Here is a 20,811-nt window from a genome sequence, read left to right as displayed (position 1 = left end):
TCATTCACTGGCTGGCTGGTGGTATTAATGTTCTCCCAGGAAAATAGTACATTTGTATAAAAATGCCGAAGTCAACTACAATAAAAATCTAGTTCCCTGGTAATTCTTCTCCCACTATGACAACAAATACCGAACTTCTCTCACAAGACGAAATATTACAACAATGGCGAAAAAGTTTGCGCCCAGGACAACAAAATTTAGCCGACTGGGAAGGGGGAAGAATGGCGATCTCTGCGGTACCAGGGGCGGGAAAATCTCATAGTTTGGCGGTAGCAGCAGCAATGACGATCGCACGTCATCAACTGCATAGTAAAAAACAATTAGTCATTGTAACCTATACGCGTTCGGCAGCATCGAGTATCAAAGAGAAAATCAAAAAACGACTCAAAGAATTACAACTCCCCCAAAGTGGTTTTATGGTTCAAACCCTACATGGTTTAGCCTTACATATAGCCAGTCGTCATCCCGACTTATCCCAACTGAATTTAGAAACAGCTACTATTGTCATTCCCACACCTAGTCATCGTATCATCCGCGCTGCCGTTGAACAATGGATGATCCAGTCGCCTTATCGTTACCAAAACCTACTAGAAGGATCACAATTTGATGGAGAAGAAGCGGAAAAATTGCGCCGTCAGTCGGTATTAAGAACCGAAGTTTTACCCAATTTAGCCCATACTGTAGTTAGAGAGGCAAAAAGTTCAGGACTCACCCCGCAACAAGTCTGGGATATGAGTGAATATGCAACGGATTCTTACTCGATTTTAGCCATTGCTGCTGGATTATATGAACAATATGAACGATTAATGCGATCGCGTGATTTTATTGACTACGATGATATGATTTTAGCGGCTTTACGGGTTTTAGAAAACGATGCAATCCGTAAACGTTGGCAAAACTCAGTATTTGGTGTTTTTGAAGATGAAGCCCAAGACTCTAGCCCATTGCAAGAGAAACTCATTTCTATCTTAGCCAATGATCCTAATGATCCCGATCTATCACCTAATTTAATTCGAGTTGGCGACCCCAATCAAGCGATTAATTCTACTTTTACTCCAGCAGATCCGGTTTATTTTAACTGGTTTTGCGATCGCTGCAAACAACAAAACAAACTCGCCACCATGAATCAAGCCGGACGTAGTAGTAAAATGATCATTGAAGCGGCTAATTATGTTTTATCTTGGGTTAATCAAATTTGGAATAGCAAAAATAATCAGACCGAGAAACCATTTCGGTTACAAAGTATACAGACAGTAAGCAGCAATGACCCCCAAGCTGATGCTAACCCTGAATCAGTCGGACAAGGATTAGAAATTCATCTACCAGAAGATATTTATGAAACCGTTAGCCTCATTGAAAAACGAGTTATAGAATTACTAACCAATAACCCAGATCACAATGCAGCTATTTTAGTCAGAGAAAACCGCCAAGGACGCTTTTTAGCCGAGAAATTCGCTCATTTTTCCAAAGAATATGGCATTAGAGTGTATGAAGTTAGCGAAAGCGATCGATTTTCCCAAATTCCCGAAGAAATCTGTAAACTCCTACAATTTTTAGATCGCCCCCACTCTCCCGACTATCTTAAATCTACCCTAGAAGTACTCGAAAAAAGAGGGCTTATTTCCGCCCAAGACTTAAACGCTTTATCCACCTATCCCGAACAATTTTTATATCCGACACCACTCGAAAATCAGCCGAAAAAAGAAATAGAAATCGCCAAAAATTTATGCTGTGAACTGCTCAAAGCCAGATTAGAATTACCTCATTATCAACTGATTCCCTATTTAGGAATGAAACTAAAATATACAGGATCAGAACTCGCCACCACCCAAAAGTTAGCCAGTCGCATCTATCAACAAACCATCGGCAATAGTTCACTCAAATCAACTATTAACGCATTAAATGAAATCATCACCTCAGAACGATTTGAAGCGGTAGAGGATGATAATGAAGAACTTTATACCCGAAAAAAACAACTGACTATTATTACCATGCACAAAGCAAAAGGGCTAGACTGGGATTATGTTTTCATGCCATTTCTTCACGAAGATATTTTACCTGGGAGTCTCAGAGTACCTGTAGCCGCGAAGTTTTTAGGAGAATTTGGCATAGCAGAAGTCGCCCGCGCCCAATTGCGATCGGCAGTGCATACCCAGTATCAAAACTTATCGCCGCGTATCCTCGAACCGATGCAAGCATGGACAGAAGCAGGACTATTGAAAAAAGCCGAGGAATATCGGTTATTGTATGTTGCCATGACTAGAGCCAAACGATTATTATGGATGTCATCAGCTAAAATGGGGCCCTTTCGTTGGAATACCTTTCGTAGTGATCAAAGTACCCAGCTACAAAATAAAAAACCTTGTCCCGTGATTCCCGTACTCATCAATCATTTCCCTGAATCAATGATGACCTTTTAATTAAATATATAAAAGAAGTGAAGGGAACAGATACACCCGAAAAATACTCCAATAAATATGGACATCTCAAACTCATCTTTGTAATGCTGATTAAAACTTGGTTTCGTTTTTTTGCCTCTGTACCCCTCAGTTTAACCATTTTTCAAGTTTTTTCGCCTTTAACCCTCGCAACACCCCCCAGAAGCCCAGATCAGACCGTCGAGTGTGATATTTTGGTAGTGGGTGGAGGTCTATCAGGTTCCGCCGCAACCTATGAAGCATTACTCAGAGGAAAAACCGTCTGTTTAACCGAGATCACCGACTGGGTAGGGGGACAAATTTCCTCACAAGGAACCTCAGCATTAGACGAACGACAAACCCAACGAGACAAACTATTTTACCCCCAAGGTTATCTAGAATTTAGAGAACGTATTGAAAAACATTATCGAAAACTCAACCCTGGAGACTGTTGGGTGAGTGAATCGTGTTTTTTGCCCGAAGATGGTCATAAATTGTTGTTCGATCAGTTAAAAGATGCCGCAAAAAAAGGTAAAGGTCAACTCAAATGGTTTCCGTCTACCGTTGTGAAAGATTTATCGATCGAAACTTTACCCAATAGAGGAACCGGACAACAAATCACTAGCGTAACAGCAATTCAACATCAACCCGTAAAAGGAACGCCACCACTCAATACAGAACCTTTATCCCAAATTATAGAAGATGCGTATCGTTATGAAAATTCGCCTCGTTTCGACAAGAATATTATCCGTTTTGTCCCCAAACCTTCTAAAGAACAAAAATTAGCCGACTGGTATGTCATAGAAGCCACTGAAACTGGAGAACTGATCGCCCTCGCCGATGTTCCCTATCGCTTAGGAATTGATCCACGCAGCTATTTAGAACCATCATCCTCTAGTACAACTGGTGATCCCTATTGTACCCAAGGGTTTACTTATACCTTTGCGATGGAAGCAACCGAAGATCCCCAAACTCATCTAGTTCCTTCATTTTATGCTCAACACGAACCATATTACAGTTACGAACTACCTCGGTTAGCCAATTTTAATCTCGTTTTTACCTATCGTCGTATTTGGAGTCCAAAAGAGGGAGAAAAAGAAACCTTTGGTGGAATAACTTACGATAAACCTGTAGTTAAAGATATCTCGATGCAGAACTGGACATGGGGCAATGATTATCGTCCTGGTACCTCCCAAGATAACTTAATCTATACTCGTGGACAACTGCAAGCAACCGGACAGTTAGATCCCGGTGGATGGATGGGAGGTCTCAGAACTGATACACTCCGTAAAGGCGAAGAACACGCTATAGGGTACTTTTATTGGTTAGTGACGGGGACAACTGACTCTCAACTAGGTTACGGGGTGAAAAAACCTGAACCCAACTATCGTTATTTAACTGGTTTAGACTCACCGATGGGAACTGTTCACGGTTTATCGAAATATCCCTATATGCGTGAAGGGCGACGTATTATCGGACGACCATCTTTTACCTACGAAGATGGCTTTATGATTTCAGAAATCGATATTTCACGACAAAATTATAAAGATGCGTTTTATCAGAATAATCTTTCACCAGATGAATATCGGCGGTTAATGGCGACTCTATCGGGTTTAGAAGGGTTTAAGGTATTAGAAGGAACTGTATCACCCGAACAAGTCCAAAAACGCAAACGATCAACGATTTATCCTGATTCTATTGGTATTGGACATTATGCGATCGATTTTCATCCTTGTATGACCCTATCACCCCCAGAAGCCCCAGGCAACACCGAACGCGCAGGGGAACGACAAGGCGCTGGTAATGCGTATCCGTTCCAAATTCCTTTAAGAGCGATTATTCCCCAAAAAATTGATAATTTATTAGTAGCAGGAAAAAGTATTGCAGTCAGTCATATTGCATCCGCCGCATATCGGGTACATTCCTTTGAATGGTCAGCAGGGGCCGCAGCAGGAATAACGGCTGTTTTTGCTAAAAAAGAGAATATTTTACCCTATCAATTAGTTTACTCTGAACCAATTATTAAGGAGAAAAAATTATTAGAATTACGTCGCATTCTCGATGAAAGTGGTAATCCTACTGCATTTCCTGATACTTCTATTTTTAACGATAATTGGGACAAATGGAAGTAACTTTAAGCAATTTAGAGACAATTTGATATATTTTGTTAATTTTTGTTGTTAAAAAAAAGGTGGCGTGTATCTGGCCACCAAAAATCTATTCTTAATTCGATTCGGAACGGTTAACGATTTTTTCTAAATATCTTAGAATCCGTTGGTTTTCAATGGTTAACTCACGAATATCAGCACTGTGGTCATTTGTTCGTCTTAATGCGTCTAAATGTTGTCGCTGCATAGACTCAATTTGTCTTTGCATTTCATCAACTCTAGGCAGTATTTCGTTAGCTAGTTGTGTAAGTGCTGCGATCGCCTTAGCATTTGAGGCAACAAGATTTCTGATTTCTTCTTCTGACATTTTGGATAAACTCCTAAAAAAATGGAAGATTTGCTCTGTATTGAATGAGTTTGTTTTTGACGGTATTATATCCCAACACTCTAATAGTGGTCATAATTGTCTTACTGATCATCTATTTTTTGATTCATTAATCATACTTAGTATTCTTGTTCGCTATATGAGCTTTAAGAGTCATTATAATTTAATCAATTATTGAGAAGTAAATTAAATCCTCAAAGCTTCTTGTAATTGACTAGGATCACTAATCAGTTTGTGCAGTTTATAACTTTTATAATAAACTGCATAATTCGGTTTTAATTGTTCTCTCAAAAGTAACCAAAGACGAATCCCTTCTGTTTCAAAAGCTTCCGCATCTTGCTCATTTTTAAATCCTGATAAAGTGGGATCAGTCCAATTTAAAACAGCATCAAATGACTCCGCCCATTTATACAAATCATCAATAAGAGCTTTTTTTAACGGTAAATCTTTAGGATCAATATTATCGGGTTCTTCCATATCCCAAAGAGGAAAACATTGATAATCGGGCATTAATTTAATTTTTTTTAACATAAATATTTCCTCTAGGTTAATAGACTAATTAATCGTTTAGGAGTAGGATTTGCTCCAACTATATAACCATTACTTGCTACTGTAACTGAGACATATTAAAATTCTCCATTAAACATAATTTCATAAATTGTTCTGCCAGTTCCTTGAATGCCGATCGCTTTTCCGATAACAACAGCATCTATGATTAAATCAGGAATTTGCTCTCTTAGAATCCTTCGACGCAGAAAATCAGATCCATGATTTTCTAAAATATGTTGTAATCCTGATAGAGAAGTTCCAGTTTCTAAAAAAATAATTGTACCATCAAGTTTTTTTGCAATTTTAAGAATCTGATCCTGATTATGTTTAATACCTAGCTGTCGAAGCTCTGATAACAATAAACTTCTTTGAGCCTTATCAGGCATGATGACCGTTTTCCGAGGTATCTGATGAATTATTGTTTTGATTTTTCAGAGCATCAGAAGGTGAGTTAGTTTCTGTCGGTTGTTCTAAAGTCGGTGTTTTCTGTGCTGGATTAAACGGCCACTTTAACACAGACATTCGACTCGGAATGGGGGTTCTGGGGACGGCTTGTAAATTCTGTAAAACTTCGGTAAATTGTAGTTTTTCGAGTTTGGTTTCTCTAAGTTTGTGCCAGACAGAACGCGACATTAATAGAGTGTGTTCGACTCGTTCGGCTTTGAGTTGTTCTAAATATTCTTGTCGTTCGTGCTGATAATCTGCTGAGATTAATTCTAAGGCTTGTGGGGAAATTTTTCGGGTAATTTGCGCCATTTGGCCCAGTAGCTTGGGATACAGCCATGTATAAGCCGGATGAACGGTTAATCTAGCTTGATGGGGACGTGAGCCATCTTTACACAAGGTTAATTCAAAATGACCGATCGCTGCTTTGCGTTGCGGTTCAAAAACATAGCCTCTGGTAATCTCCGTATGTCCATACAAACTTTGTACTTTTCGCCCAAAAGAATTGAGTAGACCTAATTTAAAATCTTGGAGATGTCGATCGTAAACTTGACGTAACAAAGGTGGCATGGAGACGCAATCTAATTGATAGAGTAATTGAGCGTCTGCATTACTAACGGGTAATAAATTCGGTAAATCTGGTTCACCTTGGGCTAATTCTTCTAATAATTGCGGCGATAATGACCAATACGTCATTTCTGCGAGAGGTTGAAATCCATGTTGTCGATACAAAGCTAAGGTCGCTTTTTGATGGATATTCACTTCAATCATCCAAGTTCTCGCTTCCCAGATGCTTTCAAAACAATGACGTAACAATTGAGATCCGACACCTTGGGGATCACTCAAAGACTGTTGGGGATGCACTAAGACTTGTTCAACTCGCCAAGTACTGCGACTACTATTAAAGGGTGAGACTTGAATTAATCCCTGTACGGATGATTCATTTGTATCAGTGTCTATCGCTTCGGCGACATAAGCCCAAAATTGATGACGTAAAGGATTTGGGAAAAGACTTAAAATTTTTAGGATGCCAAACCAGCGACGCACCTGCTGCAACTGATTTTTAAAAACGACTGATAAATAATTCGGGTTTTCTTGCTTATTTTCGATGACTAGAGTTTCAATGACTTCTAAGTCCCGATACTGGATCGGACGAATCGAAAGTTTAATAGTCGGTTCTGAAGTTGCACTCATGAGTTGCAGTTTAGTTTCCTTACTGCCACTATCTTAACTATTTTCGAGTCCCTAAAACCAGTTGGTTGATCACAAGTCGGATTTGTCTTACTGGTTTTGTGTCAAAAAATTACGGAAAAAAACTGGCTTAGGTTTATCTTTCTTAATAAAGCTTTGTAAACTATAAACTAATTAGCGTTTTGAATCATCAGAGATTAATGAATAAACTACTCACTGTAGAAAAAAGCTTACTGATTGGTCATATTCTCTCAATGGCGTTTGGTTTAGCCGGTTTGCTGCTAGTGTTACCAAACCCTGACTTTATCGCCAGTCTGCCTGAAATTGGCAAATCCGCCTTTAGATGGTCTATGGTAGGTGGAGGTGTTGTATACATGGTCTTAGGGATGGCTGCCGTTGCTCTGTATGCCTTTCGTACTCTGGGAATTTGGCATATGTTATCTTTTATGCTCCCTTCGATCGGTCTATCTTTAGGTAGTGAATTATTGGGAACCAGTACGGGTTTTCCCTTTGGTCATTATCGCTACCTCGATGGTTTAGGCTACAAAATTGCTGGCCTGGTTCCTTTTACAATTCCTTTATCTTGGTTTTATTTGGGTTTTAGTGCCTATCTCATTGCACGCTCAGGTTTAGCAAATTGGCAAGTATCCGAATGGGTTAAAAAAGCTACTGCGATCGTCATCGGTGCGATTTTACTGACATCATGGGATTTTGTCTTAGATCCGGCGATGAGTCAAACTACCTTACCGTTTTGGGTTTGGGAACAACCAGGAGCCTTTTTTGGAATGCCCTATCAAAACTTTGCTGGATGGTTTGGTACTGGATGCGTTTTTATGACGGTAGCGACATTGCTTTGGGGTTTCAAACCGATGAAATTACCCAATACTGAACTCGGTTTACCTTTAGTGATGTATTTAGGAAATTTTGCCTTTGCGATGGTGATGAGTTTAGCGGCTCAGATCTATATTCCCATTTTCTTAGGACTACTAACGGGAGTCATTCCGATATTAGTTCTCTACAGACTCGCTTTAGGCACTGAATCTTCAGATCCAGTACCCGCTTTATCTCCTGTCACTGTTCCTGTCGGCACTAAATAAAAAGTCGAAAACGGGTTCAAAAAAAAAGGGTTTGGCGCACTGTAGAAATACAGGTGAACCAACCCAAAGAAAAATCTAGAAATTAACAATTAGAGTAAGGGTTTGTCGCTCAAACCCCTACTATCAATAAATTTTATGACTTTTGTTGCTGTATTTTGTTTGGGATTGTTACTTGTTCAAATTCCTGCTGTTCTAATTTTGTTGTCTCGTTTATTAAAAGGGCCTTTTCGTCGCCCTCCTCTACTTCCAATAAAAGCAACAGGAGATTTATTAGGAAAAGTTAGTATAATTGTACCGACTTTAAATGAAGTGGAACGGATCGCTCCGTGTTTAGCACTTTTAAGTCAACAAAGTTATGAAGTGCGAGAAATTTTAGTCGTTGATAGTCACTCTACAGATGGTACAAGAGAAAAAGTTAAAAATAGAGCCGCCATTGATCCCCGTTTTCGCCTAAAAACCGATGATCCTTTACCTTCTAATTGGGTGGGTCGTCCCTGGGCGTTGCATAATGGTTTTTTAATGAGTTCTGCTCAAAGTGAGTGGATCTTAGGTATTGATGCTGATACCCAACCTCAACCCGGTTTGGTGGCTAGTCTCGTCAAAACCGCAACAGAAGAAGGCTATGATTTATTATCCCTGTCTCCCCAGTTTATTCTCAAGTATCCTGGGGAATGGTGGTTACAACCTGCTTTACTGATGACGTTACTCTATCGTTTTGACTCGGCGGGTGTAAAGGATCATTCTCCTGAACGAGTCATGGCAAATGGTCAATGTTTTTTGGTTCGTCGATCGGTTCTACAAGCTTTAGGAGGTTATGAATGTGCAGCACAGTCATTTTGTGATGATGTGACTTTAGCTCGTTATGCGGCGCGTTTGGGCTACAAGGTGGGCTTTTTGGATGGGGCGAAAGTGTTACGGGTGCGAATGTATGAGGGATTACAAGAAACTTGGAAAGAATGGGGCCGATCGCTCGATCTCAAAGATGCGTCTTCTGTGACTCAGTTATGGGGTGATCTTTATTTATTGATCTTCACTCAAGGTTTACCGCTTATTTTATCTTTAGCTTTAGGGTGGTATTGGTTACGGGGGGATCATTTTCCCACACTGACGATCGCTTTAGGCTTAAATTTATTTTTAGTACTCATTCGAGTGGGTTTATTGTTTGCGATCGCTCCATCTTACGCTCAAGATAAAACGAAGCAAGTAAGTTCTTTGTTCTTTTGGTTATCACCAGTAGCCGATCCTTTAGCCGTTCTGAGAATCATTTTATCGGCTTTACAACGGCCGACTGCTTGGCGTGGCCGAGTGTATTCTTGAATGAAAGTTTAAGGGTTAGTCACAATTTTTGCTAGACAAATTTTAGAAAGATGTTACTTTAACTTGTCTTTTTTATGACTTTATTTAACCCTTGTTTAACTTTCATCATTATGGTTAATTAATCGATGCGTTCTAGTTGCCACAGAATTTGATTTCCTTCTCTTCTAACTCGTGAGACAACCCAGTTTCGCCAAGACCAATGATCACCGCGACTGGTAACAGCACTAGCATTAATATCCATTAGATCAGCTAGTTCCGAACTACTAATTAAATAACCTTTACTGGCAATTTCCTCCGCAATACGAAGGGTTTCTATGAGATTTTTTAGCTGGATCACACGTTCCTCACGAGGAAGTTGTACTTCATCGAGGATGTTGGCAGTTGGTTCGATCATGATGGTGTCAGTGTTCAAAGTTATTAGTTCTCTTCCTTGGTAAACTATTGTTTTAGCAGTTTTTAAGTCTGATAAACCTACTACCATAATTCTACCGATTTTAAAAAAAAACGGTGTGATTTGAACAAAAATTCTTAGGATTTTCACGCATAAGGTAAAATTAAGCCGTCTGTTTGTTTAGTTATTTGATCGTCTTTGAAAGAAGCGAACTGTGTTCGGGGGGAATTTTTGTGCCAAAGCTGAAGAAAGCGATTATTGTAGTAATAAATTCTTCACGATGTAAACACTCATCACATGACGTTTAGTTGAGTAGAGAAAATGGTTACAGACTGGACAAGAAATTTGATGCTCATCCGACTTGTCCCAACTTGTCATTAAAATTTTGAATATTTTTTTGCAATTTTCGCATTTTACTAATTCTTCATAAATATAAAAGCTAGTTGCGTTCTTTTGAGATTCTAGCTCAGTCGAAAGATCATTAATGTCATTATCGGCCGCATAGGTTTTAATCTAGTTTATAGAAACGGGTTAATTTCTGCGATCTCATCAATTGAAAAAACTCTATTATTATCATTTTTCGACTCATCTTGTGTATCCAAGAGTATTTCAGCATAAGGACATTTTTCTAGACAGTCTTCTCGATGGGGAAAAGATATATTTTTTTCGAGATAGTTTTTTATCCATTCATCAAGTTGAGTTAATAGACGGATTAAATCTTGTCGAGTTTGTTCGTGTTGATGACGATCGTAATTAAATATAATCTTTTGGGGTTGTGTTGGCAATTTGACAAACCAGTAAGTCATCGAAATTTGTTCGGGTAAATAATTGGAAGTTTCAGCAAGAACATACAAATATAAACGTGTTTGCCAATTATTCGCTAGTTTTGCTGGTTTTTCTGGTTGTAGATAAGTTTTCCAGTCCAAAATATGAGCTTGAGTTGAATTAGCAATAATTAGATCGTAGATCACCGTAAATAAATAACCTTGAAATTCGAGTGTACGACAATGTTCAGCCGAACGCCAAGTATCAGGGTTATTTTGTTGAAGTTCGGGGGCAACTTGCAACAAGGCCGACAAAGAATGGTTTAATTGATCATCATCACTCAGTAATTCATCGATCGGTAGTCCTAATTCTCGTTGTTGCATCAGTAAATGAAACTGACTTCCCCAAGTCTGTTTTTCTTGTTGAGAGGGACTCGATGGTGTGTTGAGTTGTTCAAAATAAATACGCTGAAATTGAACCGGACAAGTTTCTAATAGGTTAAGCTGTCCTTGAGAAAGACGAATCAAAGGGAATAAAGAACGGTTTTGCTGCTTATAGATATCCATCTCGTTTAGAATTGTAAATATAACTTAACATACCATTGGGAAAGAGAATGACAGCGAACGTTGAGATCTATACTTGGAGTGCTTGTCCTTTTTGTATTCGAGCAAAAGCATTATTGAATAAAAAAGGGGTTGAGTTTACAGAATATGCGATCGATGGAGATGAGTCCGCCCGCGCTAAAATGGCAAAAAGAGCCAATGGACGAAAAAGCGTTCCCCAAATTTTTATTGATGATCAACATATTGGTGGTTGTGATGACCTGTATGCTTTAGATCGACAAGGTGAATTAGATCCGCTTTTATCCTAAACAGATATTAAAAAATGAAATTAGCATATATAATCGATCCGATCGCCAAGTTAGATCCAGGACATGATACAAGTGTAGCCTTAATGGAAGCGTCCCAAGCCAAAGGACACGAAATCTGGATCACCGAAATACAACACCTCAGCGTTATTGATGGGAAAGCTTGGGCAACCCTAAAACCAGTTCACTTAACCCCAGTTATTTTAGAAGGCGATCGCTGGACTTCTGTTCCAAATTGGTATTCTGTGGGTGAAAGTGTTCTACAGTGTCTTGATGATTTTGATGTGGTTTGGATGCGAAAAGATCCACCCGTAAACATTTCTTATCTTTATGCGACTTATATTTTAGATTTAATCGATCCGTCTTCTACCTTGGTGCTAAACTCTCCTAGCGGTTTAAGAGAAGCAAATGAAAAAATGTACACCTTGCAATTTACGGAGGTGATGCCAAAAACCATTGTTACGCAAGATAAATCTATTATCCGCCAGTTTCTCGATGAACAACAAGCCGCCGTCATGAAACCATTAGGAGGAAAAGCGGGAGAAGGAATATTATTTTTAGATCCAAGCGATCGCAATTTTAATTCTTTAGTGGAAATTAGCACGAAATGGGGACAAGAACCTGTTATGGTACAGTCCTATTTAACAGCAGCTAAAGAGGGCGACAAACGCATTATAGTACTAAATGGTGAGCCAATTGGAGCCGTAAACCGAATACCAACTGGAAAAGAATTTCGCGGTAATATGGCAGTTGGGGGACGAGTGGCAAAAGTCGAAATTACCGATCGAGAACGAGAAATCTGTCAAATTGTTGCCCCAAAATTAAAACAAGATGGTTTATATTTTGTCGGTTTAGATGTCATTGGGGGTTATCTGACTGAAGTCAATGTTACCAGTCCAACGGGCGTTAGAGAAATCGATCGTTTAAATGAGGTAAGTTTGGGTAAACAAGTCATAGAATGGATTGAAAAACGATGAATGCTCTATCAATTCCAACTTGGATGGTACACGTGTCGAGTGTCATTGAATGGATGGCTGCAATGTGGTTCATCTGGACTTATGGGGAAGTGACAGGCGATCGGTCTTGGCGTATACTGTCTTATGGGATGTTACCCGCTTTAGTGAGTGCCATGTGTGCTTGTACTTGGCATTTTTTCGATAATGATCTTAGTTTATCTTGGTTAGTGACTGTTCAAGCCGCGATGACGGTTGTCGGAAATTGTACAATGTGTGGGGCTGGCTGGTGGATCTGGCGATCTTCGCGTCAAACCAGTGTTTAAGTGAACACACGGTAGATCAACGTTAAAAAATTTTCCTAATGCTTTTGCTTGAGTGCGAGTCATTTCTTGCTGAAGATTAAGAATTTTATTAACTATTTCTAAGGAGCCTAGAACATTAATTAAATCTATTGGATTAATGTCTTGTTCTTCCATGAGAAATAATAGCATTGAATGAGAATTTGTGTTTTTTGTTGGTAAATAATAATTTTGTTCAAATTTTTCTATTAAAGTGATCAACAGTTCATATAGCGCATTCTCTTCAGAACTACGGTTAACACGGTGCATCAATTCTTCGACCAAAGCGAGAGCTTTTTCGTTTTCTTCTTCTGTTTTAATGAGTTTTGGTTGATATTGCTGAAGTAATTCTTGATATTTTTCTGAATTAAAAGTAAGGGTCATTTTTCCAATTATCCTTATCGTATTCAGCATGAGTGAGAAGATACTTGATATAAATTAGTTGCTTTACCACTTCTTATAGGGTAAAAACTTGCCATTCATAATGACCTTAACACGATCGCCTTTAGGATCTTCTTCTTTTTCAATATCGAGTGTGAAATCGATCGCACTCATAATCCCATCGCCAAACTTCTCGTGTATGATTTCTTTAATAGGCATTCCATAAACCTGCATAATTTCATAGAAACGATAAATAAGCGGATCAGTGGGAACAACGTCACCCAAACCTTTAGCAGGATAACTCATTAATTCTTTAATAACAGAAGCATCTAAACCCAATGCAGTCACAATTTTATTAGCTTCTTCTTCACTAGCACTCGCTTGACGGTAAAATACAGCCGCTAACCAGACTTCATCTCGTCCGACAATTTGTTCTAAGTCAACAAAACTCAAACCTTTTGCTTTTTTTGCGGCTAAGAGTTTTTCGGTAATGAGGGGAATTTCGGGAAGGGGCATCATTAAAACCTCAAAAAGCTGATTACTCTCTAATTTACCGTCAAAACCGATTTTTGGGTATAGGGTGAGACCCTACACCCTTTTTAGTTATCATCGATAATCATATTTATCAACATACAAATTTGATCGCAGTGTTAGGGTGAGATCTCGACGAGGTGCGATCGCTAGAACTTCTTTAGAACCGCCACCGATGACACCGGTTGTAGGCAAAGCCCAACCCGCAATCGTCCCAATGGCTGCACCACTAAGGACTTCTAGTGCGTTGATATTGCGATCGCCTGTTAATCCTGAGATAATGGCAGCAGCACCCGCACCCGCTACAGTTCCCCCTAAAATTTCTGTTGGGTTTGCACCTTTTTTGATGGTTTCAGTACGAGTGACAACATTAGATGTGGCATTTAACCAGACATCATTGCCATGCTTAAAAGTTAGCTTTTTCGCTACAAAACGAGCGCCTTGTCCGTATGGTTGCAATTCTCCCGCGATTTTACTGCCAGTCGGGATCACCACTTTTCCTGTACGATCTCTAATATCTTGGGCTACTTCAAGAGTTAAAGGGATGGTTTCATTTTTAGCCATGAGAATTCTTTTTTCTTTTTCGTATCTCACTGGAATAGTAGTTCCTACAGGAAGAACGGCTTGTGCATATTGATTGTATTGTTGTGCTTGTGCGCTCTTGACTACGATGGGCGCTATAGATAAGAGTGGAGTAATGGTTAGGGTTCCCAGTAATAAGCTGAGTACGGCAGTGGTTTTCTTGTTGTTGGTGTTTAACATTTTTTGATTTCCTTTCTTCTAACTCTCTTTACTTTTAGGATAGTTTTTTCAACTTTTCATGTCAGTCCCAAATAAGATAGAAATAAAGGGAAGTTTGAGCAATACATATTTACTATATTGCGAAAAAAGTAGAATATGATACAAATATACGATTCACAGGGATTTAGTATCAGTCCTTTGAAATATTTAAAATTTCTTAATGTAATGTTAAATATTTTATTAAATTAGCTTATAAAATCAAAATATTCTAGAACAAAAATCTAATATTTATCGCAAAAATTAAGTTTTAACTATTAAATATATAATAATTATTAAATTTGTGGTCAAGCTGAAGACTAAATAGTATCATAATTCTAGAGTTAAATAATTTATCAAGACTTAATTTAGTTCAGTAGAGCCAAATTTTAACTGTTACTAAATTTGATTTGACTAGAGATAAGAAATTCGATTGTTCCTATATAACCTAACCCTAATTTTTAGACCGCTATAAATTGCTTTAACTAATTTAAAGTAAAGTTTTGCACAAATTCAAACAACTTATTTTACTGTGAAACCACAGGAAATTTAATCTAAAAAAAGAGGTCATTAATCATGTCGAATAGTCAAGAGAATCTTTTTTCATATAGTTTTAATGATCCTTTAAGTGAAGGACAAGAATCATTGACCGTATCAAGGTTAGAGTGTAAAGTGAATGACTCTTTAGAAAAACAACAAGAAAAAGAGGTTATTTCTGTATTTCAACTCAGCACAAAAAATAGCGAATTGCCACCGATTCACCAAATATTAAAAACGAAGCCAGTAGCGGAGGTTTTGGATAATAAAAATGATTTAGAAGGAAGTAGCAACACATCCACTATTGCTGTTACTGGGGCTGACGCGACTCCTTCTAAGGGTAGTGAACTTGGAACGGTAACAAATGCACTCTTGAGTAACAATATCAATCTGCTCAATACTTTAGGAAGCCAATACTTAGGAAAAACTGACCCTTCAGGGAAACCGCTACAAGCCTTAATTAATCAGTTACTTCCCCTACTGACCACAACCAATTCTCAAGCTCCTATTTTCTTAGACAAAATTCCTAAAATCAACAATGGAACGGTGAAACCACAAACTAATCAATCAGGTCCACTAATTAGAATCGATCAGTTTCGTGCTGATACACGTTTTGCTGGAATCAATGGTAATGGCTTTGCGACAGTGGTTCTTGATACTGGGATTAACCGCAATCATCCCTTTTTTGGTCCAGATACGAATAATGATGGAATAAGCGATCGCATTGTCTATCAATACGATTTCGCTGATGGAGACTCTAACGCGCAAGACTTTGATGGGCATGGTTCAAACGTCACTAGCATTGCCGCTTCCCAAGATGGAACTTATAAAGGAATGGCTCCCAATGCTAATATTATTGCCCTCAAAGTGTTTGAAGATTCAGGATCTGGATATTTTTCCTATATTGAGCAAGCTTTACAATGGGTCGTAGCCAACGCCGCAACTTACAATATCGCTAGTATCAATATGTCCCTTGGTGATAGTGGTAACTACAACACGGCGAAAACACTATATGGACTCTCTGACGAACTAGCCGCACTAGCCGCACTAGGCGTTATCGTGGTATCGGCTTCAGGTAATAGCTTCTATGAAAATGGTAGCGCTCAGGGTGTTTCTTATCCGGCAGCCGATCCTAACTCCCTATCTGTTGGGGCTGTATGGGATGGAAACAATGGCGGGGATTATTACTGGGGTAGCGGCGCAACTGACTATACAACTGGTGCCGATCGTATTACTAGCTTCTCACAAAGAAGTAGCACACAAACAGATATCTTTGCACCAGGAGCGATGATTACTGGGGCGGGTGCAACTGGAACGGGAACAGTAGAATACGCAGGTACAAGTCAAGCATCCCCTCACATTGCGGGAATTGCCGTCCTAGCACAGCAGTTAGCCGTTCAAACCCTCGGACGAAGATTAACCCAATCAGAATTCGTCTATGCCCTAAAAGCGGGTGGTGTGACCATCAATGATGGAGATAATGAAGATGATAACGTCACCAACACTGGACTAAACTTTAAACGGGTCGATATGCCAGGATTAGGTAATGTTATCCTAGCTCTAGCTAATTCTTCTGGTGTTTTAGAATTTAGTTCGGCGACATTCAGCGTCAACGAAAATGGTACGATCATTAAATCCATTACGATTAACCGAGTCGGTGGAAGCGTTGGTGCCGTTAGTGTCCCAGTACAATTAGACAACCCAGCAGGTACAGCCACTCCGGGGACTGATTATACGAATACTTTACCCATTACAGTTAACTTCGCCAATGGAGAAACTTCTAAGACGGTTTCGCTCCCCATCTTACAAGACAGCCTAATAGAACTGAATGAAAGCATTAGAATTAAACTCGGAACACCAACGGGTGGCGCAACACTAGGAACTCAGACAACGGCTACTTATTTCATTATCGATGATGATACTCCCATCTTTAGTAATTCTAATTCGATCACGATTAATGATAGTAGTGCCGCTAGTCCCTATCCCTCCGAAATTAATGTTTCAGGTTTAACAGGACTCATTACTAAAGTCACTGTTACCTTAAACAACATAAGTCATACTTACCCAGATGATGTCGATATTTTATTAGTTGGACCTAATGGACAAAAAACCATTTTAATGTCTGATGTGGGGGGAAGTAGTGATCTAAACGGCGTTAACCTCACCTTCAGCCAGACAGCAGCAGCAAGCTTACCAGACTTAGGACAAATTACCTCAAAAACCTATAAACCGACTGATATAGGTTCTGGCGATACTTTTGCGACTCCTGCTCCGGCTGGCCCATATGATGCTAATTTAGGAGTATTTAATAACACTGGTGCTAATGGAATTTGGAAATTGTATGTTGTCGATGATGCAAATCTGGATACAGGATCGATCGCCGGTGGCTGGCAATTAGCAATTCAGACTCAACCGACAATACCTACACCTGCTATCAGTATCAACGACATCAGCATCATTGAAGGCAATAGCGGGACAAAAAATGCTACCTTTACCGTGACGCTTTCTGGTGCTACAGATTCCAATGTTACTGTTAACTATGGAACCGCCAATGGCACAGCGCTCGCAGGAAGTGATTACACGAATACATCTGGTACTCTGACTTTTATTCCAGGACAAACCAGTCAAACTTTTACCGTTCCCATTATTGGTGATACCACTGTAGAACCTGATGAAACCTTCTTGGTTAATCTAACTTCTCCAACAAATGCCACTCTTGCTGATGCAACTGGACAAGGTACGATCGTCAATAATGATACAACGATTCAGTTCTCTAAATTTTCCTATACTGGTACAGAAGGCGGCAATCCAACAACAGTTACAATTACTCGCTTAGGAGCATTAACCAATTCTTCTACTGTACAATTTTATCTGACCAATGGAAGTGCGATCGCTGGTCAAGATTTTACCAATTCTGGCTTGACAACAATCACTTTTAATGCTAACGAAAGTAGTAAAACAGTCTCCCTCTCTCCGATTAATGATACACTTGCCGAGCCAAAAGAATTAGCTTTCTTACAGCTAAAAAGTCTGACGGGTGGAACGTTAGGGGCGCAGGATGTCGCTTTATGGTATATTCTGGACAATGATAGTAGTACAAATGTTGCAGGTACGGCTAGTCTAATGTCTCAAAGTTCTGACCCACTTTTAGCGAGTTATGAGCCGTTAAATATTTGGGATAATATGGCTACTTCGGCTAACTTTTTTGTTTAATTTGACTCTTTAAAAAATTGTAAGTGTAGAGACGTGCCATATCGCGTCTCTACCTTTTTATCTCTTGCATGAATGATTGAAAAATGATATTAACTCTTTTGACGCTCTGTTTTTCGCTTATTAGAAGCTGAATAACAAATTTACAACATGAAAATAAATAAAAAATTACTAGATAGCCAAAAAAGTAGAAAATGAGTCAGATTAAGGTAATTATACCTTTAAAATATTTGAAATTTATTAATAAGAATGTTAAATCTTATACTCACTTTAAATAGCTGCTCACAATTATCGCCTATTTAAAATTTAACAAGTCTCATAAATTTTCTTGCCAAAAATCAAACCATCATAGTATCATAATTTAAGCTTATCTTTATTTTTGAATCCTAAAACTTATTCAATTTAGACAAAATTAAACTGTGAGTAAATTTCAGTTGACTAGATTGAATTAAATTACTTAAAGCCAGACATATTTTAGTTCTGCACAAAATCAAACAAATTATTTTACAGTATAAAAAAAAGAGGTCATTACTCATGTCGAATAGTCAAGAGAATTATTTTTCATATAGTTTAAATGCGCCTTTAAGTGAAAAACAAGAATCATTGACCGCATCCCGTCGATTTGAGAGTAAAGTAAGCGACTCTTTAGAAAATCTAACTCTCTCTTCAAGAATAACTCAGACAGAATTCGTCAATGTTTTGAAAACGGGTGATGTGACCATTAATGATAGAGATAATGAAGAGGATAACCTCACTAACACTAGACTAAACTTTAAGCGGGTCGATCTGCCTGGTGGCGATAATACTATTTTAGCTTTGTCCACTTCTTCAGGTACTTTACAATTTAGTTCTACAACATTCAGCGTCAACGAAAATGGTACTCTAGTTCAACCCATTACGATTAACCGAGTCGGTGGAAGCGTTGGTGCTATTACCGTTCCAGTACAATTACGCAACCCAGCAGGTACAGCCACTCCAGGAACTGATTATACGAATAATTTCCCGATTACAGTTAGTTTCGCTAATGGGGAAACTTCTAAAACGGTTTCTATCCCCATTGTTCAAGATAGCCTAGTTGAGTTTAATGAAACCATTAACATTCAACTCGGAACCCCAACAGGTGGCGCAACACTCGGAACTCAGACAACGGCTACTTATACCATTCTTGATGACGATCCCTCAATTTTTAGTAATTTTAGTTCAATTACGATTAATGATGTTGGTGCCGCTAGTCTTTATCCCTCTAGTATTAATGTGTCAGGTTTAACAGGACTCATTACTAAAGTTACTGTGACTCTAAGAAATATGAGTCATAGTTTCCCAGATGATGTCGATATTTTATTAGTCGGACCTAATGGACAAAAAACCCTCTTAATGTCTGACGCGGGAGGAGAAGGAGATATAAACGGCGTTAACCTCACTTTTAACCAGACAGCAGCAGCAAGCTTATCAGACTTAGGTCAAATTAGTACAGGAATCTATAAACCTACTGATTTTGTAACTGGAGATACTTTTGCTGCTCCTGCACCGGCTGGCCCATATAGTGCAAATTTAGAAGTATTCAATAATACAAATCCTAATGGAACTTGGAGATTGTATGTAGTCGATGATACAATAGGCGATGATGGTATTATTGCCGGTGGTTGGCAATTAGGGATTCAAACTCAACCCATCATAAATACACCCTCCATCAGCATCAACGATATCAGAATCACCGAAGGTAATATCGAGACAAAAAATGCTACTTTTACCGTGACCCTTTCTGGTGCTTCAAATTCTAACATTACAGTGATGTATGGAACTGCTAATGGTACAGCGCTCGCCGGGAGTGATTACACGAATACATCCGGAACTCTAACCTTTACCCCAGGACAAACCAGCAAAACTGTGAGCGTTCCCATCATTGGTGATAAAACTGTAGAACCTAGTGAAACCTTCTTTGTTAATCTTACCTCTCCAACAAATGCCACTATTGCTGATGCAACCGGACAAGGCACGATTTTCAATAATGATACAACGATTCAGTTCTCTAGACCTTCTTTTACCAGTACAGAAGGGGGTAGTCCGACAACCGTTACAATAACTCGTTTAGGAAGATTAGCCGATCCTTCTACTGTACAATATTATATTTCTAATGGAACCGCGATCGCTGGTCAAGATTTTACCCCGACTAGCTTGACAACTGTGACTTTTAATGCAGGTGAAAAGAATAAAACTATTTCTCTCTCTCCGATTAATGATACACTTGCCGAGCCGACAGAATTCGCTTTCTTACAGCTAAAATATCCGACTAACGGAAGGTTAGGATCACAGAATGTTGCTTTATGGAATATTCGGGATAATGATAGTAGTACAAATATTGCTGGTACGACTAATCTCATCTCTCAAAGTTCTGAGCCACTTTTAGCCAGTTATGAGCCGTTAAATGTTTTGGATAATATAGCTACTTCCGCTAACTTTTTTGTTTAATGAATGCAATCTCCCTGAGTAGAAACGCTTCTCTTGTAAAGCGTCTCTACTTCATGGTGAATGTGGTATTAAATATTGAC

At 38.9% G+C, this 20,811-nt stretch carries 17 protein-coding genes and 2 pseudogenes; 9 read left to right on the top strand and 10 right to left on the bottom strand.

The genetic code is table 11. From position 1 onward, the window contains the following. Positions 1-116 precede the first annotated feature (116 nt). A complete protein-coding gene (locus C7H19_RS15675; RefSeq protein ID WP_106457867.1) occupies positions 117-2,420 on the top strand; it encodes an ATP-dependent helicase in 2,304 nt (767 codons plus the stop codon). A gap of 83 nt (positions 2,421-2,503) precedes the next feature. Beyond that, positions 2,504-4,549 carry an FAD-dependent oxidoreductase gene (locus C7H19_RS15670; RefSeq protein WP_106457923.1) on the top strand — a complete coding sequence of 682 codons (2,046 nt, stop codon included), beginning with the start codon at positions 2,504-2,506 and terminating at the stop codon, positions 4,547-4,549. 91 nt (positions 4,550-4,640) lie between these two features. Here C7H19_RS15670 and C7H19_RS15665 read toward each other — a convergent pair whose 3' ends face one another. The 4 genes from C7H19_RS15665 to C7H19_RS15650 form a co-directional block, all read right to left on the bottom strand. Next, on the bottom strand, positions 4,641-4,892 hold the full coding sequence (locus tag C7H19_RS15665) for a hypothetical protein (protein ID WP_106457866.1): 252 nt from the start codon (positions 4,890-4,892) through the stop codon (positions 4,641-4,643). Between the two features lie 204 nt (positions 4,893-5,096). Further along, a complete protein-coding gene (locus C7H19_RS15660; protein ID WP_106457865.1) occupies positions 5,097-5,441 on the bottom strand; it encodes a hypothetical protein in 345 nt (114 codons plus the stop codon). A 95-nt stretch (positions 5,442-5,536) separates the two neighbouring features. Next, on the bottom strand, positions 5,537-5,845 hold the full coding sequence (locus tag C7H19_RS15655) for a hypothetical protein (RefSeq protein ID WP_245927563.1): 309 nt from the start codon (positions 5,843-5,845) through the stop codon (positions 5,537-5,539). After that, the gene (locus C7H19_RS15650) at positions 5,838-7,097 is read right to left on the bottom strand and encodes a GNAT family N-acetyltransferase (RefSeq protein WP_106457864.1); all 1,260 of its coding nucleotides are present in this window, start codon (positions 7,095-7,097) and stop codon (positions 5,838-5,840) included. The genes C7H19_RS15655 and C7H19_RS15650 overlap by 8 nt, the downstream gene beginning before the upstream one ends. A 197-nt stretch (positions 7,098-7,294) precedes the next feature. Here C7H19_RS15650 and cruF point away from each other — a divergent pair, with 197 nt between their 5' ends. After that, positions 7,295-8,191 carry a gamma-carotene 1'-hydroxylase CruF gene (gene cruF / locus C7H19_RS15645; protein ID WP_106457863.1) on the top strand — a complete coding sequence of 299 codons (897 nt, stop codon included), beginning with the start codon at positions 7,295-7,297 and terminating at the stop codon, positions 8,189-8,191. Positions 8,192-8,326: 135 nt separating this feature from the next. Next, positions 8,327-9,508: a 2'-O-glycosyltransferase CruG gene (gene cruG, locus C7H19_RS15640; protein ID WP_106457862.1), complete on the top strand. Its 1,182-nt coding sequence runs from the start codon at positions 8,327-8,329 to the stop codon at positions 9,506-9,508. Between the two features lie 118 nt (positions 9,509-9,626). On the opposite strand, the gene C7H19_RS15635 is transcribed toward cruG, so the two are convergent. Both C7H19_RS15635 and C7H19_RS15630 read right to left on the bottom strand, forming a co-directional pair. Further along, positions 9,627-9,902 (bottom strand): hypothetical protein, encoded by a 276-nt coding sequence (locus C7H19_RS15635; protein ID WP_106457922.1) that lies wholly within the window; start codon positions 9,900-9,902, stop codon positions 9,627-9,629. 515 nt (positions 9,903-10,417) lie between these two features. Then, on the bottom strand, positions 10,418-11,230 hold the full coding sequence (locus C7H19_RS15630; protein WP_106457860.1) for a PD-(D/E)XK nuclease family protein: 813 nt from the start codon (positions 11,228-11,230) through the stop codon (positions 10,418-10,420). Between the two features lie 47 nt (positions 11,231-11,277). Between C7H19_RS15630 and grxC the strand changes: the two genes are divergently transcribed. The 3 genes from grxC to C7H19_RS15615 are packed head-to-tail and all read left to right on the top strand — an operon-like array spanning position 11,278 to position 12,811. Further along, a complete protein-coding gene (gene grxC / locus C7H19_RS15625; protein ID WP_106457858.1) occupies positions 11,278-11,535 on the top strand; it encodes a glutaredoxin 3 in 258 nt (85 codons plus the stop codon). 14 nt (positions 11,536-11,549) lie between these two features. Beyond that, positions 11,550-12,509 (top strand): glutathione synthase, encoded by a 960-nt coding sequence (gene gshB, locus C7H19_RS15620; RefSeq protein WP_106457856.1) that lies wholly within the window; start codon positions 11,550-11,552, stop codon positions 12,507-12,509. Then, positions 12,506-12,811 carry a DUF2499 domain-containing protein gene (locus C7H19_RS15615; protein WP_106457854.1) on the top strand — a complete coding sequence of 102 codons (306 nt, stop codon included), beginning with the start codon at positions 12,506-12,508 and terminating at the stop codon, positions 12,809-12,811. Before gshB ends, C7H19_RS15615 begins: the two co-directional genes overlap by 4 nt. A gap of 15 nt (positions 12,812-12,826) precedes the next feature. On the opposite strand, the pseudogene C7H19_RS15610 reads toward C7H19_RS15615, so the two are convergent. The 4 genes and pseudogenes from C7H19_RS15610 to C7H19_RS15595 all read right to left on the bottom strand — a co-directional run. Beyond that, positions 12,827-13,210: pseudogene (locus tag C7H19_RS15610) on the bottom strand (helix-turn-helix domain-containing protein); the annotation flags it as partial. Beyond that, positions 13,194-13,274 (bottom strand): annotated as a pseudogene (locus C7H19_RS15605) (type II toxin-antitoxin system HigB family toxin); the annotation flags it as partial. The pseudogenes C7H19_RS15605 and C7H19_RS15610, both read right to left, overlap by 17 nt. Continuing rightward, a complete protein-coding gene (cynS, locus tag C7H19_RS15600) occupies positions 13,274-13,723 on the bottom strand; it encodes a cyanase (protein ID WP_106457852.1) in 450 nt (149 codons plus the stop codon). The gene cynS and the pseudogene C7H19_RS15605, both read right to left, overlap by 1 nt. Before the next feature lie 90 nt (positions 13,724-13,813). Further along, entirely contained in the window at positions 13,814-14,500 is a 687-nt protein-coding gene (locus tag C7H19_RS15595; protein ID WP_106457850.1) for a hypothetical protein, read from the bottom strand. A 591-nt stretch (positions 14,501-15,091) separates the two neighbouring features. On the opposite strand from C7H19_RS15595, the gene C7H19_RS15590 reads away from it, so the two are divergent. Then, a complete protein-coding gene (locus tag C7H19_RS15590; RefSeq protein WP_106457848.1) occupies positions 15,092-18,265 on the top strand; it encodes a Calx-beta domain-containing protein in 3,174 nt (1,057 codons plus the stop codon). 531 nt (positions 18,266-18,796) lie between these two features. Continuing rightward, positions 18,797-20,731, top strand: a complete 1,935-nt coding sequence (locus tag C7H19_RS15585) for a Calx-beta domain-containing protein (protein WP_106457846.1) — start codon at positions 18,797-18,799, stop codon at positions 20,729-20,731. Positions 20,732-20,811 lie beyond the last annotated feature (80 nt).

Source organism: Aphanothece hegewaldii CCALA 016 (assembly GCF_003007785.1).
Taxonomy (GTDB): Bacteria; Cyanobacteriota; Cyanobacteriia; order Cyanobacteriales; family Microcystaceae; genus Chroococcus; species Chroococcus hegewaldii.
This window is presented reverse-complemented; position numbering and strand designations above follow the sequence as displayed.